This window comes from Saccharopolyspora endophytica (genome assembly GCF_018070075.1).
Classification (GTDB): domain Bacteria; phylum Actinomycetota; class Actinomycetes; order Mycobacteriales; family Pseudonocardiaceae; genus Saccharopolyspora; species Saccharopolyspora endophytica.
This window is the reverse complement of the sequence record NZ_JAGPXE010000010.1, coordinates 268,518-283,372: the sequence shown is the minus strand read 5'-3', so window position 1 is coordinate 283,372 and position 14,855 is coordinate 268,518. Positions and strand designations below refer to the sequence as shown.

The window sequence follows — 14,855 nt, the reverse complement described above, 5'->3', positions numbered from 1 at the left end:
ACCGCCACGCGAAGCACTTCCTCAGCAGTTCTCAGTACGCCTCGCGCCGCCGGTGGGCGTCCCGGCGCCCGATCAGGAACCACGCCACCGGTCCCAGGAACGGCGCCGAGAAGGTGATGACGATCCACACGACCGTCATCCCGAAGCCCAGCGGCGAGCAGAGGATGCTGACCAGCGCGCAGATGAACAGCGCCAGCGCGCCGAACATCACCAGCGCGAGCAGCCCCAGGCTGCCCATCGCGAACAACTGCTCCGGGTTGCTGAAGAGCGTGCCCAGGTCCATTGCGGTTCCTTCCACGAGTTGCGTCGTCGTTCGATCAACAACGCTAGGGACCTGCGGCCGCCGCGACGTCCTTCCTCCCGCTCGTCCGAACTTGGCCGAAAGTCGTACCCAGCTCGGCCGGTCGGCGAACGTTGCGCGCGAAATGCGCGGCTAGAGTCGGCCCGGTGCGTGAACTCCTCGACCGAGAGCACCTGCTGTCCTGGTGGGACGGCAAGGTCCACCGCCTGCTGATCGACCTCGCCGTCGCCCTGACGTTCAGCGGGGTGTTCCGCCTCCAGGCCGCCCCGTGGGAGTTCCTCCTGTACTCCGCCGTCGGCGTCGCACTGCTCGTGCGGAGGCGGTTTCCGCTGGTCACCGCCGCAGCCTCGATCGTGCCGGTCGCCCTCCTGCTCCAGCCGGCGGCGTCGTGGGTCGCGCTGTACACCTACGCCCGGCGTCACGGCGGCGCGCCTTCGACGTGGATCGTGGGCATCGCGATCATCGCGACCGGGGTGACGGCGAACCTGATCCGCTACCCCGGTCAGCAGCTGTTCCCGACGCTGCTGAGCATCGGCGTGAACTCGGCGCTCTACACCGTTCCCGCGATGCTCGGGTTGTGGCTGCACCAGCGACAGGCGCTGGTGACCTCGACCCGCGAGCGCATCGAACGCGCCGAGCGGGAACGCGCGCTGCTCACCGGGCGGGCCGTCACCGAGGAGCGGCGGCGGATCGCGCGCGAGCTGCACGACGTGATCGCCCACCGGGCCAGCGTCATGTCGCTGCAGGCCGGGGCGCTCACCCTGCACGCGAAGGACGAGGGCACCGCCCAGACCGCGGAGATCATCCGCGAGAACAGCGCGAAGGCGCTCACCGAGCTGCGCGGCATGCTGCGGGTGCTGCGCGAAGGCCCGTCCGACCTCTCCGAAGCGCCGGCCCTGGCCGACATCGCCGAGCTGGTGCGCGAAACCGGGTCCGGGGTGCGGTTGAGCATGCCCGACGAACTCCCCACGACCTCCGGGAGCACCGGTCGCGCGGCCTACCGGGTGGTGCAGGAGGCGCTGACCAACGCGGCGCAGCACGCACCCGGCGCATCGGTGTCCGTCGTCGTCGAGGACGGCGACGAGCTCCGCGTCACCGTCACCAACGGCCCCGGTGCGCAGGCCTCGACCGCGGGGCCCGGGTACGGGCTGCTCGGGATGCGGGAGCGCGTGGCGCTCGCGGGCGGCTCCCTGGAGGTGGGGCCGACGGCGGACGGCGGCTTCCGGGTGGCGGCCGCGCTGCCGCGGTGACCGAAAGTCGTACCCGGTCATAGCTGGAAGTCAGACGCCCCGACCCCATCGGATTCGCGATTCTCGTTGTCATGCGGGACATCCGATCCGACTTCGAGGAGCAGGGTTGATCACCATCCGGGAACTGACCAAGCGCTACGGCAACAAGCTCGCCGTGCACGACCTGACCTGCACGATCCGGCCGGGCGTGGTGACCGGCTTCCTCGGCCCGAACGGGGCGGGCAAGTCCACCACGATGCGGCTCATGCTCGGGCTCGACCGTGGCGAGGGCGAAGTCCTCTTCAACGACCGCCGCTACCGCGACCTGCCGAACCCGGTGCGCAGCGTGGGCGCGCTGCTCGACGCCGGGGCCGTGCACCCCGGGCGGTCGGCGCACCAGCACCTGCGGATGATCGCGGCCGGCGCCGGGATCTCCGAGCAGCGGGTCCGCGAGGTGCTGGCCGCCGTCGGCCTCGACGAGGTGCGGTCCCGCCGCATCGGCGGCTTCAGCCTCGGGATGCGGCAGCGCCTCGGCATCGCCGCCGCGCTGGTGGGAGACCCCGAGTACGTGATCCTCGACGAGCCGACCAACGGGCTCGACCCAGAAGGCGTCCGCTGGATCCGCTCGCTGCTGCGCAACCTCGCCGACGAGGGCCGGACCGTGTTCGTGTCCTCGCACCTGCTGTCCGAGATCGCGCAGCTCGCCGACGACCTCGTCGTCATCGGCGAGGGCCGGCTGATCGCCGCCCAGCCGGTGCGCGACTTCATCGCCGCGCACACCCGCACCCACGTCGTCGTCCGCACGCCGGATCCCGAGCGGTTCCGGAAGTGGCTGCAGCAGGCGGGGTTCCAGGTCGAGCCGGAGGACGTCGACGCGCTCGTCGTCGACACCCCCAACGCCGACGCGGTCAGCTCCGCCGCACGCCAGGCCGGGGTCGCGATCCGCGAACTGCACACCCGCCGCAGCAGCCTCGAAGACGCCTTCTTCAACGCCACCGCCAACGCCACGACCTACCGGGGAGAAGCAGCATGACCACCACCCTCGAAGCCCGTCCCGAGGCCGACCGCGCTCCCGGGTTCGGCCGAGCGCTGGCCTACGAGTGGGCCGCGTTCCGGACCGTGCGGTCCAACTGGGTGCTGATCGGGGCGGCGCTGCTGGTGCAGCTCCTGCTCACGGTGTTCGCGCACGACTCGCGCGACCACGGCGACGTCACCTTCGACAAGGTGCTCTCCGTCGGGTGGCTGTTCGGGGCGCTCGTGGGCGCGCTGGGCGTCAACTCCTTCGGCACCGAGTACCGGTTCCGCACGATCACCACGACCGTGCTCACCGCGCGATCGCGGACGCGCGTGCTGCTGGCCAAGATCGCCGTGGTCACCGCGGCCGCCGTCGTCACCGAGATCGCGGTGCTCGCGGCGTCCTGGCTGGTGCTCGCGGTGTTCTTCGCCGCCGCACCGACGGTGTCGTCGGCGCTGCTGATGGGCACCGGTGTCGTCGTCTACACCGCGCTGATGTCGCTGATCGGGCTCGCGCTGGCCGCGCTGCTGCACGGATCGGTCGTGCCGATCGCGTTCCTGGTGGTGTGGCCGGAGGTCGAGATGTTCCTGATCAACCGGCTGGACCTGCCGGAGTGGCTGCTCATCGTGCTCCAGCCGTTCTACTCGGCCCGCCGGCTGATCAGCGAGACGCCCGAGTGGCCGCACGTGCTGCCGATGCTGGGACTCGCGGCGGTGCTGCTCGGCGCCGCGGGCATCGTCCTGACCCGCCGCGACGTGTGAGTACGGTGACGGACGTGCCGGTCGAACAGAAGCGCTCTTGGTTGTCGTGGTGGGACGGTTCGCTGCGGTCGCTGCTGTTCGACCTCGCCGTCGCGGCGGCCCCGGTCGCGGGTGAGTTCTACTCGCACGGCGGGCGCCTCGGCGACACCTCTCCCCTTGCGATCGCCGCGCTGATCACCGGGTTCCTCGCGCTGGTGGTGCGGCGGCGCTTCCCGTTCGCCGTCGCTGTGGTGCTGGCAGCGGCATCGATTCCCATGGACGGCGTCCTCGGTGCGACGGAGGTCGCGCTGTACACGGTGGCGAGCCGGCGCGGACCGCTGCCGACGACGTGGCTGGCCGTCGTCGCTCACCTGCTGGCCCTCGCGCCGGTGACGTGGCCGTGGGGCGAGTTCCACCCGGGGTCGTTGACGACCATCGTGGTGACGGGCGTGGTCGTGCCGGTTCTCATCGGGCTGTGGGTGTTCGGTCGGCGGCGCGTGCTCGTCGACTACCGGGAGAAGGCCGACCAGGTCGAGCGCGAGCGAAAGCTGCTGGCGGAGCAGGCCGTGGAGGCGCAGCGGCGCGAGATCGCCCGCGAGATGCACGACGTCGTCGCGCACCGCATCGGCGTGGTGTCGCGGCACGCCGACGTGCTGGCCGCCAACGCCACCGACGAGCGCAGCGCCGAGCTCGCCGAGATCATCCGCTCCACCAGCGCCACCGCGATGTCCGAGCTGCACGAGATGCTGCGCGCGCTGCGCGACGACGCCGAACCCGAACCGGCCTCGGCGAGCACGACCGGCATCGCCGACCTCGTCTCCGGTGCCGTCGAGTCGGGGGCGAACGTGCGGCTCGACATGGCCGAGCCCGCCCCGGACGTCCCGCCCGAGGTGGGGCGGGCCGCGTACCGCGTGGTGCAGGAGGGGCTCACCAACGCCGCCAAGCACGCCCCGAACGCGGCCGTGCAGGTGACCGTGCGGTCCGACGACGACGAGCTGGCGGTGACGGTCACCAACCGCCGCAGCCCGCGCGGCCACGACGTGGCGCTTCCCAGCTCCGGCTTCGGCCTGGTCGGCATGCGCGAGCGCGTCGCGCTCACCGGGGGCAGGTTGCAGACCGGCCGCACCGAGGACGGCGGCTACCGCGTCCACGCCACCTTCCCTCTCCACTCCGACGACACCTCGTCCGAGTGACGGAGCCCTGGGCAGGGGCGGTTCGGACCGAAACCGCCTCTGGCGACCACCCGCACCGTCGGCCGATGAGTTCTCGGGCCCCGCTCGGTCTGAACGTGGAGACCTGCGGAGAGAGGACTGACGATGTCGGATCTGATGGTGGACTTCATCATCTCCCTCGACGGTTGCGCGGCCGCCGAGGGATGGCCGGGGTTCTGGGGGATGGAGGGTCCCGAGTACCTCGGGTGGATCGGGAGCCAGTCGGAGCTGGAGCACGTCACGCTCATGGGGGCCACGACGTACCGGCTGATGTCCGGGTTCGCCGCCGAGGCCCCCGAGGAGGCCGGGCTCGCCGAGCTGGCAGCGATGCCCAAGGTCGTCTTCTCCTCCACCCTGAAGGCACCGCTGACCTGGGCGAACAGCGAACTGATCACCGGTGACGCCGTCGAGGCCGTGCGGGAGCTCAAGCAGCGCGAGACTCGGCCGCTGCGCACCGTCGGCAGCCTCAGCCTGAGCCGGTCGTTGCTCGAAGCCGGGGTCGTGGACCGCTTCCGCGTGGTGGTCTTCCCGGTCATCACCGGCAAGACCGGGCAGGAACGCATCTTCGACGGCTACCCGGACATCAAGCTCGACCTGTCAGCAGCCGCACCTTCGACGGCCGGCTCCAGCTGCTCGAATACGCCCCCACGATCCTCGACGGCCCGCCCGGCGCGTGATCGTCAGCGACCGCTGACGGCGCGTTCGACGGCGGCGACGTAGTCGTCGAAGTCCGCGGTGGGCATGCCGTCCTTGACGAGGGCGTCGCGCTGAGCCCGGGTGAGCTCCAGCTGCACGCCCTTGCCCCGGGTGTTGAGGTTGCCGATGTTGTCGGGGCTCTCACCCGCGAGCCCGTCGGGGACGGTGTCCGGCGCGTCGAAGCCCTCCGCGCGGAGTTCGGCGCGCACGGCGTCGCGCAGCTCGGTGTCGAGGCCGCCGACGTAGGTCGTGGCGGTGTCACCGGCGGCTCCGTGCCAGGACACGGTGAAGGTCGAGCCGGCGACGAGCTCTCGGATCTGAGGCTCGTCGAAGTTGGTGGAGGTGATGTGCAGGACGCTGTTGCCCGACGGCTTGAGCCCCTCGAACGTGCCGAAGCCGTGCCCACCGGCCTTTGCCCCGGCGTCGGCGAGCTCGGTGGTGGGACGCTCGATGCCGCCGCCGTGGATGGCGATGTGGACGAGGTCGGTGTCGCCGGTGCGCACCTCGCGCCGGTAGTCGACGCCTTCGGTCTCGTTGGCGGCCAGCTCGGCGTAGTCGGCGTAGGTGTCCTCCGCCGCTGCCACCGGAGTGACGACGAGCGCGAGCAGCGCCGCGGTGGTCGCCGTTGCGGTCCTGATGATCATCTGTGTCCCCTCAGCACGAGTGCGTGATCGCAGCTGAAGGGTATGGGCCCGACCGCCTCGCGTGGGCAAACGGCGGAAATACGCCGTCAGTCGGCGATCAGCGCCTCGATGCGGTGCTGCTCGACGAGTTCTTCGTAGTCCGAGGGGTCGGCCTCGACCAGCACCGCCGGACGTCCCGTCACCTCGCCGATGGGACGCAGGAGTTCGAGCGCCTCCTCGCGGGTGGTGAGCACGCCGACCACCAGGGCCGCGCGATCGGGATCGCCCGCGTTGTCGGCGACGCCGAGGCTCCACGGGATCTCGCACGGGCCCCGGTGCCACTCCTCGGGGCACAGCAGGTGCGCGACCGGGTCCTGCGCCCCGATGGCCTCGGCGAGGTTCGCGAATCCGTCGACCCGGATCTCGTAGACGCGCGCGTGGTTCATCCGTTCCCCCAGGTGATGTGGCCGTGTGAACCAGCATCGCGCCGGAGAGCGGGCGGCGATTCCGGGGCCTCCCGGAGATTTCCCCGAGAAGGCCCCGGAATCGGCTGCTAGGAGCTGTTGAGGAATGCGGCGGAGCCGCTGTTTCAGGTGTGGGACTCAGCCCGCACCGCCGCGGGTTCGCCAGCGCCTTCGTGGCGAGTACGCCGGGACGCCGATGTCCACCCCCTGGGTAAGCGGAATACATCAGGAGCGGCGCACGGAGACCACGAAGGCGCTGTGCTTTCCCCTTCGGGGGTTTCCGCCACCCGCACCGCCACGCAAAGCAATTCCTCAACAGCCTCTAGCCGAGGTCGAGGATGGCGTAGCCGAAGGCCGGGACAGTGATGGTCCGCCCGTCGACGCGGACACCGCTGTCCTCGACCGGGCGGGCCTGAGCCAGCCGGTCGTCGGCGACGTCGACGGTGACCTGCTCGCGGCTCGGGTTGATCGTGATCAGGAAGCGGTCGCCGCGCAGGTAGGTCAGCGGGTAGCCGTCGTGGAACACCTCCACCGCGCCGCCGCTGCCGAGCTCGGGGTGCTTCTTGCGCAGCGCGATGACCCGCTGCACGAAGTTCAGCAGCGAGCCCTGGTCCGCGAGCTGGCCTGCGACGGTCGGCCGGTTCGGGTCCGGGTCCTGCGGGATGTAGAGCTCGTCGGCGGGGGCCGTGGAGAACCCGGCGTTGGGCCCGTCGTTCCACTGCATCGGCGTGCGGTTGTTCTGCCGCCCGGCGCTGCCCTCGACGTCGGGCAGCCCCTCGATCAGCCGCATCCCGATCTCTTCGCCGTAGTACAGCGTCGGAACGGTCGGCCAGGTCAGCCAGAACGCAAACGCCGCCGGGATCTCCTCAGGCGTGCGCACGCCGTTGTTCAGCCGCAGCGCGCCGTCGTGGTTGGCCGAGGGCAGCAGGATGTGACCGGGGCTCCCGATGGTCTGCTCGGTCTGCTGCCAGGCGTCGACGAAGATCTTGGCGCTGCCGGTGCCGTCGGCGCCGAAGTACGGGTTGTCCTGCCACAACGACTTCCACGGCGCACCGTCGCCGGGTCCGTTGACGGGCAGGAAGAAGTCGCCGTCGAAGCCGGCGGGGACCGAGGTCGCCGGGTCGCCCCACTCGGCGATCATCACGGCGTCGGGGTGGTTCTCATCCATCCACGCCCGCATCTCGCCCCACAGCTTGCCGGTCTCGACCCAGCCCGGGTCGTCCTTGACCAGCGTGGCGGCCAGGTCGCAGCGGAACCCGGAGACACCGAGCTTCAGCCAGTGGTCCATGACCTCGCGCATCGCTGCGCGGTTGCGCTTGGGACCTTCGGCGTCCACCGGCTGGCGCCACGGCTCGTCCGGATTCATCCGCGCGTAGCCGTAGTTGATGGCCGGCTGCGTCTCGTAGTAGTTCTTCAGGAACGCGCCCTCGCGCGGACCGGGCGAGGCGACGAAGTCCTCCGGCAGGCTGCCGTCCGGCGGCAGCTGGTCCGGGGTCGCCCACACGTAGCGGCTGTCCGCGTCGTCCTGCAGGGACTGCAGGAACCACGGGTGCTGGTCGGAGGTGTGCCCGGCGACCAGGTCGAACAGCACCCGGATGCCGCGGGCCCGCGCCTCGGTGACCAGCTCGGCCACGTCCTCCTGGGCGCCGTAGCGCGGGTGCACGCCGACGTAGTCGGTGATGTCGTAGCCGGCGTCGGTGAACGGCGACGGGAACACCGGGTTGACCCAGATCGCGGTGACTCCCAGCCACGCCAGGTGGTCGAGGTGCTCGGTGATGCCGCGCAGGTCACCGATGCCGTCGCCGTTGGTGTCGGCGAAGCTCTGGGGATACACCTGGTAGAGCACGGCGTCGGCGAGCCACGAGGGCTGACCCGACGCCGCAGCGGGACTCACCCGCGAGATCGGCAGCACAGCGGCCCCCGCGAGCACCGCACCTGTACCGATCATGAACGATCGCCTCGACACCAATGCACCCAGCTCCGTCCTGAATACGTATACACAAGCGGCGCTGAATGTACTCCATCCGAGCGATGGGCAAAAGACGCCGAACGGCACCGCTCGTTCCCAGAACTCGGGCTCCACCGACCCGCGCGGCACCCGGTGGTCACCGGGTGCCGCGCGAGGTTCAGCGGAGGTCGAGCACGGCGTATCCGAAGGCCGGGACCGTGATGTCCTGGCCGTTGATCGTCACACCGCTGTCCTCGACGGCGGTGGCGTTCGCCAGCCGTTCGTCGGGGACGGCGACCGTCACCGCGTCCCGGCTGGGGTTGACCGTCACCAGGAACCGGTCACCGCGCAGGTAGGTCAGCGGGTAGCCGTCGTGGAAGACCTGCACGTCGGAGGCGGTTCCGAGCTCGGGGTTGGCCTGGCGCAGCGCGATGAGCCGCTGCACGAGGTTCAGCAGCGATCCCGGATCGTCGCGCTGCGCCTCGACGTTCGGCCGGTTCGGGTCGGGATCCTGCGGCAGGTAGAGGTTCTCGGCAGGAGCGGTGGAGAACCCGGCGTTGGGCCCGTCGTTCCACTGCATCGGTGTCCGGTTGTTCTGCCGGCCGTTGCTGCCCTCGACGTCCGGCAGGCCGTCGACCAGCCGCATGCCGATCTCCTCGCCGTAGTAGATCAGCGGGACGATCGGCCAGGTCAGCCAGAACGCGTACGCCGCCGGGATCTCCTCCGGCGTGCGGATGCCGTTGTTCAGCCGCAGGGCGGTGTCGTGGTTGGCCGAGGGCAGGATGACTCCCCCGGGCCGCCCGATCGCGTCCTCCGCCTCGCGCCAGGCGTCGATGAAGATCTTGGCCGTGCCGGTCCCGTCGGCGCCGAAGTACGGGTTGTCCTGCCACAACGAGCGCCACGCCTCGCCGGTCTGGAAGAAGAAGTCGCCGTCGAACCCGGCCGGGACCGCGACCTTCGGATCACCCCACTCGGAGACCAGCACCGCGTCGGGGTGGTTCTCGTCCAGCCAGGCGGCCATCTCGCCCCAGAGCTTGCCGGTCTCGACGAGGTCCGGGTCGTCCTTGATCAGGCTCCCCGCCATGTCGCAGCGGAAGCCCGCGATCCCCAGGTTCAGCCAGTGGTCCATGATCTCGCGCATCGCTGCGCGGTTGCGCTTGGGACCTTCGGCGTCCACCGGCTGGCGCCACGGTTCATCGGGGTTCATCCGCGCGTAGCCGTAGTTGATGGCCGGCTGGGTGTCGTAGAAGTTCTTCAGGAACGCGCCTTCTCGCGGGCCAGGAGAGGCGACGAAGTTCTCCGGCAGGTTGCCGTCGGGGAACTGGTCCGGGCTCGCCCAGATGAAGCGGTCGTCGGAGAAGTCCTGCAGCGAGTTGAGGAACCACGGGTGCTGGTCCGAGGTGTGCCCGGCGACCAGGTCGAACAGGATCCGGATGCCGCGCTTGCGCGCTTCCTCGGTCAGCCGGGCGACGTCGTCCTGCGTGCCGTAGCGCTCGTGCACGCCCACGTAGTCGGAGACGTCGTAGCCGGCGTCGGTCAGCGGCGACGGGAAGATCGGGTTCATCCAGACCGCGGTGATGCCGAGCCACTGGAGGTGATCGAGGTGGTCGATGATGCCCTGCAGGTCGCCTACTCCGGTGCCGTCGGCATCGGCGTAGGTCTGCGGGTAGATCTGGTAGAGCACGGCGTCGGCCAGCCACGAGGCGTCCGCGCGGGCCATCGGGGGACGTAGCTCGGAGATCGGCAGCACGGTCGCTCCCGCGACCAGCGCTCCGGTGGAGATCATGAACGATCGCCTGGACACCGCCATATCCGTTTCCCCAATCGGAATACGTATGAAAATGTCAGGCCGAAGCTACGCCGCTCGATCGCCCGCCGGAACGTGCAAGAACGCGTTCAGACCCGAGTGGACCAGACCATCCCCGTTGCCAGATTTAATCCTGGACATCTAGTATCCGGGTTGTGCGGATGAACGAGGGCGTGGAGTGGGCGGTGCACAGCTGCCTCAACCTCGCATGGCTGGGCGAGGACCGGGCCGTGCCGGCGGCGAAGCTGGCCGCGTTCTACGAACTCCCCGCCGCGTACATGAACAAGCAGCTCCAGGCCCTGGCCCGGGCCGGGATCGTCACCTCGACGTCCGGGCCGCGCGGCGGTTTCCGGCTCGCCCGCCCGCCGGAGAAGATCACGCTGATGGACGTGGTCGCGGCGATCGAAGGCTCCGAGGAAGCGTTCCGGTGCACCGAGATCCGCCACCGCGGCGGTTCCGGCAGCGGTTCCGCTGTCTCAGGCCGCGGCGACACCCCGTGCGCCATCCACACCTCCATGCGCAAGGCCGAGCTCGCCTGGCGCCGGGAGCTGGCGTCGCAGTCCATCGCCGACATCGCGGCCACCGTGGACGAGCACTCCCCGGCCGCGGCCGAGCGGGTCCGCCGCTGGTTCGGCGACACCCGCACCTGATCGAACCCCTCCCCAGCAGGGGTTCCGGCAGCAACCAATTCTGGATATCAGATGTCCGAGATAAGGAGATGACGATGCAGGGACGGATCGACGACCTGCCCGCCAAGGCGGGCGACGGCTACGCGGCGATGAGCTCGCTGGAGGTGTTCCTCGCAGGCAGCGGAGTTCCGAAGAACCTCCAGCACCTGGTCAAGCTGCGCGTCAGCCAGATCAACGGCTGCGCGTTCTGCGTCGACATGCACAGCAAGCACGCGAAGCAGGGCGGCGAGACCGACGAGCGGCTCTTCGGCGTCGCGGCCTGGCGCGAATCGCCGCACTTCACCAGCGCCGAGCGCGCGGCGCTGGACCTGGCCGAATCGGGAACCCGCCTGGCCGACAACCCGCACGGCGTGCCCGACGAGGTCTTCGAGAGGGCGCGCGAGGAGTTCGACGAGGCGACCCTGACCGCGCTGGTGATGCTCATCGCGGCCATCAACGCCTGGAACCGCATCAGCGTCATCAACCGGACCGTGCCCGGTTCGCACACCCCGCGCTGAGGATTCGCCGGGCGGCCTCCCCCGAGGCCGCCCGGCGAAGACCTCAGTCCACCAGCAGGTCCTCGATGGTGATCGGGATGTGGCGGACCCGGATTCCGGTGGCGTTGTGGACCGCGTTGGCGACGGCGGCGGCCATGCCGACCGTGCCGATCTCGCCGAGTCCCTTGGCGCCCACCGAGTTGTGCAGCGTGTCCGGGTACTTCACGAACTCCACGTCCACCTCGGGGATGTCGGCGTTGACCGGCAGCAGGTAGCTCGCGAAGTCGCCGTTGGCCAGCCGACCGCCGCCCTCGACCTCCATGGCCTCGTGCAGCGCCGCCGACACGCCCCAGATCATGCCGCCCTGGAGCTGGCTGGTGGCCAGCCTGTCGTTGATGATCCGGCCGCAGTCGAACACGCCGAGCATCCGGGACACCCGGGTCTCACGAGTCCACTTGTGCACCTTGACCTCGACGAACTGCGCGCCGAACGAGCTGAAGGAGTGCTTGGTCAGCTCCTCGCCGGGTGCGGACGAACCGCTGACCGACACCGAGTCGCGACCCAGCTCCCGCAGCAGGTCGCCGAAGGCCATCGACCGCCCGCCGGCGAACAGCTCGCCGTGGGCGTAGGTGACCTCCTCACCCTCGAACGGCGCACCCGGCCCGGAGGCCAGCGCGGTGAGCTCGTCGACCGCCGCGGTGCCCGCGAGCTGGATCGCGGTGCCCACGCTGGCCGTGGCCGTGGAACCACCCGACAGGCCGCCCGGCGGCAGCGCCGAGTCGCCGAGCTGCGGGGTGATCCGGTCCTCGGGCAGGTCCAGGGACTCCGCACCGATCGTCGACATCACCGTCAGCAGGCCGGTGCCCGGGTCCGCACCGCTGGTGGAGACCACGGCGGTCCCGTCGGCCCGCAGTTCGATGCCGACCGTGGCCGGGAAGCGCAGCGCCGGGAACATCGCCACGGCCACGCCCATGCCGACCTGCCAGTCGCCCTCGCTGCGGCCCTGCGGGCTGCGGTTGGCCCAGCCGAAGCGCTGCGCGCCGATGTCGAAGCACTCGTCGAGGTGCTTGCTGGACCACTGCAGGTCCTTGCCGGGCGGGGCCGTCGAGTTGTTGCGCTTGCGCAGCTCGATCGGGTCGATCCCCAGCTCCACCGCCAGCTCGTCGATCGCGCTCTCCAGAGCGAACGAACCCGGGGCCTCACCGGGAGCGCGCATGAACGTCGTCGGCGGCACGTTCAGCGGCACGATCCGCTGCGACACCGCGAGGTTCGGCGTCGCGTACCACTCCAGCGAGGTCCCGTGCGAGGTCGGCTCGACGAACGAGCGGGCCGAGTCCGTGGTGCACCACGAGTCGTGCTGCACCGCGATCAGGCGGCCCTCGCGATCGGCGCCCAGCGCGACCTTCTGCCGGGTGGCCGCACGACCGGCGGTCACCGTGAACACCTGCTCGCGGGTCAGCACGGCCTTGACCGGCCGTCCGAGCGCGCGGCTCGCCGCCGCCGCGAGGAACGCCGGCGTGGAGGTCTTGCCCTTGCCGCCGAAAGCACCGCCCACGTACGGGTTCACGACGTGGACCTGCGAGACGTCGACGCCCAGCGCGGTGGCCACGTCCGCGGCGACCATGTGCGAACCCTGGTTCGGCGTGTAGAGCGTGAGCTCGCCGCCCTCCCACAGCGCGACCGCCGAGTGCGGCTCCATCGCGGCGTGGTTCTGGGTCGCGGTCGAGTAGGTGTGGTCGACGACGACCGGGCTGCCGGCGAAGGCCTCCGCGATGGACTCGACACCGGCGTCGGCGTCGAGGATCTCCAGGTCTTCGCGGCCGGGCGCCGCCTCGGCGTCGGCCAGCCCCTCCTCGAACGAGGTCCTGGCGGGCTTTGCCTGGTAGCCGACCTCCACCAGCGACGCGGCGTCGCGGGCCTGCTCGAAGGTCTCGGCGATGACGAGACCGATCGGCTGGCCGTAGTAGGCGACCTCGCGGTTCTGCAGCGGGACCCAGGTCTCGCCCAGCATCGAGCTCGGCGTGGCCAGTTCCAGCGTGTCGAACGGCGTGTACACGCCGAGCACGCCCGGCGCGCTCTTGACCGCGGTGACGTCCATGCTCTCGACCTCGCCGTGGGCGATCGTGCTGAGCACGAGGTAGCCGTAGACCATGCCGGGGAAGTTGTTGTCGGCCCCGTACTTGGCCTGACCGGTGACTTTCAGCGGGCCGTCCAGCCGAGCGGTCACAGCTGCATCCCTTCGGTGGTTTCGAGCAGGGCGCGGACGATGGTCCGCTTCAGCAGGGACACCTTGAACGCGTTGCCGGACAACGGCTTCGCCCCTTCGGCGGCGAGCGCGGCGGCGGCTTCGAAGGTCTCCTGGGTGGCGGGCTTGCCGCGCAGCACGTCCTCGACGACGCCGAGCTTCCACGGCACCGTCGCCACACCGCCCGCGGCGACGCGGGCGTCGGCGATCACTCCGTCGCGGACGTCGAGCGCCACGGCGGCCGAGGTCAGCGCGAACTCGTAGGACTGCCGGTCGCGGACCTTGACGTAGGTGGAGTTGGTCGCCCAGTCCAGCTTCGGCACGACGACCTCGCCGATCAGCTCGCCCTCGCGCAGGTCGTGCTCGGCCTCGGGCGTCTGCCCCGGCTGCATGTAGAAGTCGGCGAGCTTGACGGTGCGCTCGCCGTCGGCGCTGACCAGCCGGACCTCGGCGTCGAGCGCGACCAGCGCGACCGCCAGGTCGCTGGCGTGGGTGGCCGCGCACGCGTCGCTGGTGCCCAGGATCGCGTGCATCCGGTTGGCGCCCTCGATCGCCGGGCAGCCGCTGCCCGGGTCACGACGGTTGCAGGGCATGTCGACGTCGCGGAAGTAGCTGCACCGCGTGCGCTGCATCAGGTTCCCGCCGATGCTGGCCATGTTGCGCAGCTGCTGCGACGCGCTCTGCAGCAGCGCGCGCGAGATCACCGGGTACACACCGGGATTCGCGGCCACGTCGCTCATCCGCTCCAGAGCGCCGATGCGCAGGCCGTCGGAGGTGTCGATCCCGCGCAGCGGCAGGCCGTTGATGTTCTGCACCCGCTGCGGGGTCAGCACGTCGAGCTTCATCAGGTCGACGAGCGTGGTGCCTCCGGCCAGGAACGTGCCGGTGCCGCCGAGCGCCTCGTCGATCGTGGTGGGTGCGGTCAGTTCGAAGGAGCGCATCAGCCCGCCTGCCTCGCCTGTTCTACTGCCGCCACGATGTTCGGGTAGGCCGAGCAGCGGCAGATGTTGCCGGACATGAACTCGCGGACGTCGTCGACGTCCTGCTCGACCGCGGCCACGGCCGACATGACCTGGCCGGACGTGCAGAAACCGCACTGCAGCGCGTCCTGGCCGAGGAAGGCCCGCTGCACGGGGTGCAGCGACTCGCCGTCGGCGAGCCCTTCGACGGTCGTCACCGGCTCCTGCACGGTGGCCGCCAGCGTGAGGCAGGACAGGACGGGACGGCCGTCGACGTGCACGGTGCAAGCGCCGCACTGCCCTCGGTCGCAGCCCTTCTTGGGGCCGGTGACGCCGAGCTTCTCGCGCAGGGCGTCGAGCAGGGTCACGCCGGGATCGACGCTGAGCTCTTCCGTCCTACCGTTGATTTCCAGTGAGAGGTCCACAGAATCTCTTCCCCGCCCTTCCGCCGT

Annotated in this window: 15 protein-coding genes; 7 read left to right on the top strand and 8 right to left on the bottom strand. The window is 70.5% G+C overall.

The annotated features are described in order from the left end of the window. Positions 1 to 31: 31 nt before the first annotated feature. The gene (locus KBO27_RS23335; RefSeq protein WP_210972004.1) at positions 32 to 283 is read right to left on the bottom strand and encodes a PLD nuclease N-terminal domain-containing protein; all 252 of its coding nucleotides are present in this window, start codon (positions 281 to 283) and stop codon (positions 32 to 34) included. A gap of 164 nt (positions 284 to 447) precedes the next feature. Between KBO27_RS23335 and KBO27_RS23330 the strand changes: the two genes are divergently transcribed. From KBO27_RS23330 to KBO27_RS23310, 5 genes are all read left to right on the top strand, one after another. Then, positions 448 to 1,551: a sensor histidine kinase gene (locus KBO27_RS23330; RefSeq protein WP_210972003.1), complete on the top strand. Its 1,104-nt coding sequence runs from the start codon at positions 448 to 450 to the stop codon at positions 1,549 to 1,551. Between the two features lie 106 nt (positions 1,552 to 1,657). Continuing rightward, positions 1,658 to 2,563 carry an ABC transporter ATP-binding protein gene (locus KBO27_RS23325; RefSeq protein ID WP_210972002.1) on the top strand — a complete coding sequence of 302 codons (906 nt, stop codon included), beginning with the start codon at positions 1,658 to 1,660 and terminating at the stop codon, positions 2,561 to 2,563. Next, positions 2,560 to 3,306: an ABC transporter permease gene (locus KBO27_RS23320; protein WP_210972001.1), complete on the top strand. Its 747-nt coding sequence runs from the start codon at positions 2,560 to 2,562 to the stop codon at positions 3,304 to 3,306. The genes KBO27_RS23325 and KBO27_RS23320 overlap by 4 nt, the downstream gene beginning before the upstream one ends. A 14-nt stretch (positions 3,307 to 3,320) precedes the next feature. Continuing rightward, positions 3,321 to 4,478 carry a sensor histidine kinase gene (locus KBO27_RS23315; RefSeq protein ID WP_307870566.1) on the top strand — a complete coding sequence of 386 codons (1,158 nt, stop codon included), beginning with the start codon at positions 3,321 to 3,323 and terminating at the stop codon, positions 4,476 to 4,478. 123 nt (positions 4,479 to 4,601) lie between these two features. Beyond that, positions 4,602 to 5,216 carry a dihydrofolate reductase family protein gene (locus tag KBO27_RS23310; protein WP_246537816.1) on the top strand — a complete coding sequence of 205 codons (615 nt, stop codon included), beginning with the start codon at positions 4,602 to 4,604 and terminating at the stop codon, positions 5,214 to 5,216. Here the strand turns inward: KBO27_RS23310 and KBO27_RS23305 are convergent. The 4 genes from KBO27_RS23305 to KBO27_RS23290 all read right to left on the bottom strand — a co-directional run bounded on the left by KBO27_RS23305 (position 5,177) and on the right by KBO27_RS23290 (position 10,031). After that, positions 5,177 to 5,836, bottom strand: a complete 660-nt coding sequence (locus KBO27_RS23305) for a poly-gamma-glutamate hydrolase family protein (protein WP_210971999.1) — start codon at positions 5,834 to 5,836, stop codon at positions 5,177 to 5,179. The genes KBO27_RS23310 and KBO27_RS23305 overlap by 40 nt on opposite strands. An 86-nt stretch (positions 5,837 to 5,922) precedes the next feature. Further along, positions 5,923 to 6,261: a hypothetical protein gene (locus tag KBO27_RS23300; RefSeq protein WP_210971998.1), complete on the bottom strand. Its 339-nt coding sequence runs from the start codon at positions 6,259 to 6,261 to the stop codon at positions 5,923 to 5,925. Positions 6,262 to 6,601: 340 nt separating this feature from the next. Next, the gene (locus tag KBO27_RS23295) at positions 6,602 to 8,227 is read right to left on the bottom strand and encodes an alpha-amylase family glycosyl hydrolase (RefSeq protein WP_210971997.1); all 1,626 of its coding nucleotides are present in this window, start codon (positions 8,225 to 8,227) and stop codon (positions 6,602 to 6,604) included. Between the two features lie 178 nt (positions 8,228 to 8,405). Continuing rightward, positions 8,406 to 10,031, bottom strand: coding sequence for an alpha-amylase family glycosyl hydrolase (locus KBO27_RS23290; protein ID WP_210971996.1), 1,626 nt, complete (start codon positions 10,029 to 10,031; stop codon positions 8,406 to 8,408). Between the two features lie 158 nt (positions 10,032 to 10,189). Between KBO27_RS23290 and KBO27_RS23285 the strand changes: the two genes are divergently transcribed. Beyond that, positions 10,190 to 10,684, top strand: a complete 495-nt coding sequence (locus KBO27_RS23285) for an RrF2 family transcriptional regulator (protein ID WP_210971995.1) — start codon at positions 10,190 to 10,192, stop codon at positions 10,682 to 10,684. 74 nt (positions 10,685 to 10,758) lie between these two features. After that, positions 10,759 to 11,220, top strand: coding sequence for a carboxymuconolactone decarboxylase family protein (locus KBO27_RS23280; RefSeq protein WP_210971994.1), 462 nt, complete (start codon positions 10,759 to 10,761; stop codon positions 11,218 to 11,220). A gap of 43 nt (positions 11,221 to 11,263) precedes the next feature. Here KBO27_RS23280 and KBO27_RS23275 read toward each other — a convergent pair whose 3' ends face one another. Genes KBO27_RS23275 through KBO27_RS23265 form a run of 3 tightly spaced genes read right to left on the bottom strand, consistent with a single transcriptional unit; the run spans position 11,264 to position 14,828 of the window. Next, positions 11,264 to 13,426, bottom strand: a complete 2,163-nt coding sequence (locus KBO27_RS23275) for a xanthine dehydrogenase family protein molybdopterin-binding subunit (protein WP_210971993.1) — start codon at positions 13,424 to 13,426, stop codon at positions 11,264 to 11,266. After that, entirely contained in the window at positions 13,423 to 14,385 is a 963-nt protein-coding gene (locus tag KBO27_RS23270; RefSeq protein ID WP_210971992.1) for an FAD binding domain-containing protein, read from the bottom strand. Before KBO27_RS23270 ends, KBO27_RS23275 begins: the two co-directional genes overlap by 4 nt. Beyond that, a complete protein-coding gene (locus KBO27_RS23265) occupies positions 14,385 to 14,828 on the bottom strand; it encodes a (2Fe-2S)-binding protein (RefSeq protein WP_210971991.1) in 444 nt (147 codons plus the stop codon). The genes KBO27_RS23270 and KBO27_RS23265 overlap by 1 nt, the downstream gene beginning before the upstream one ends. Positions 14,829 to 14,855 lie beyond the last annotated feature (27 nt).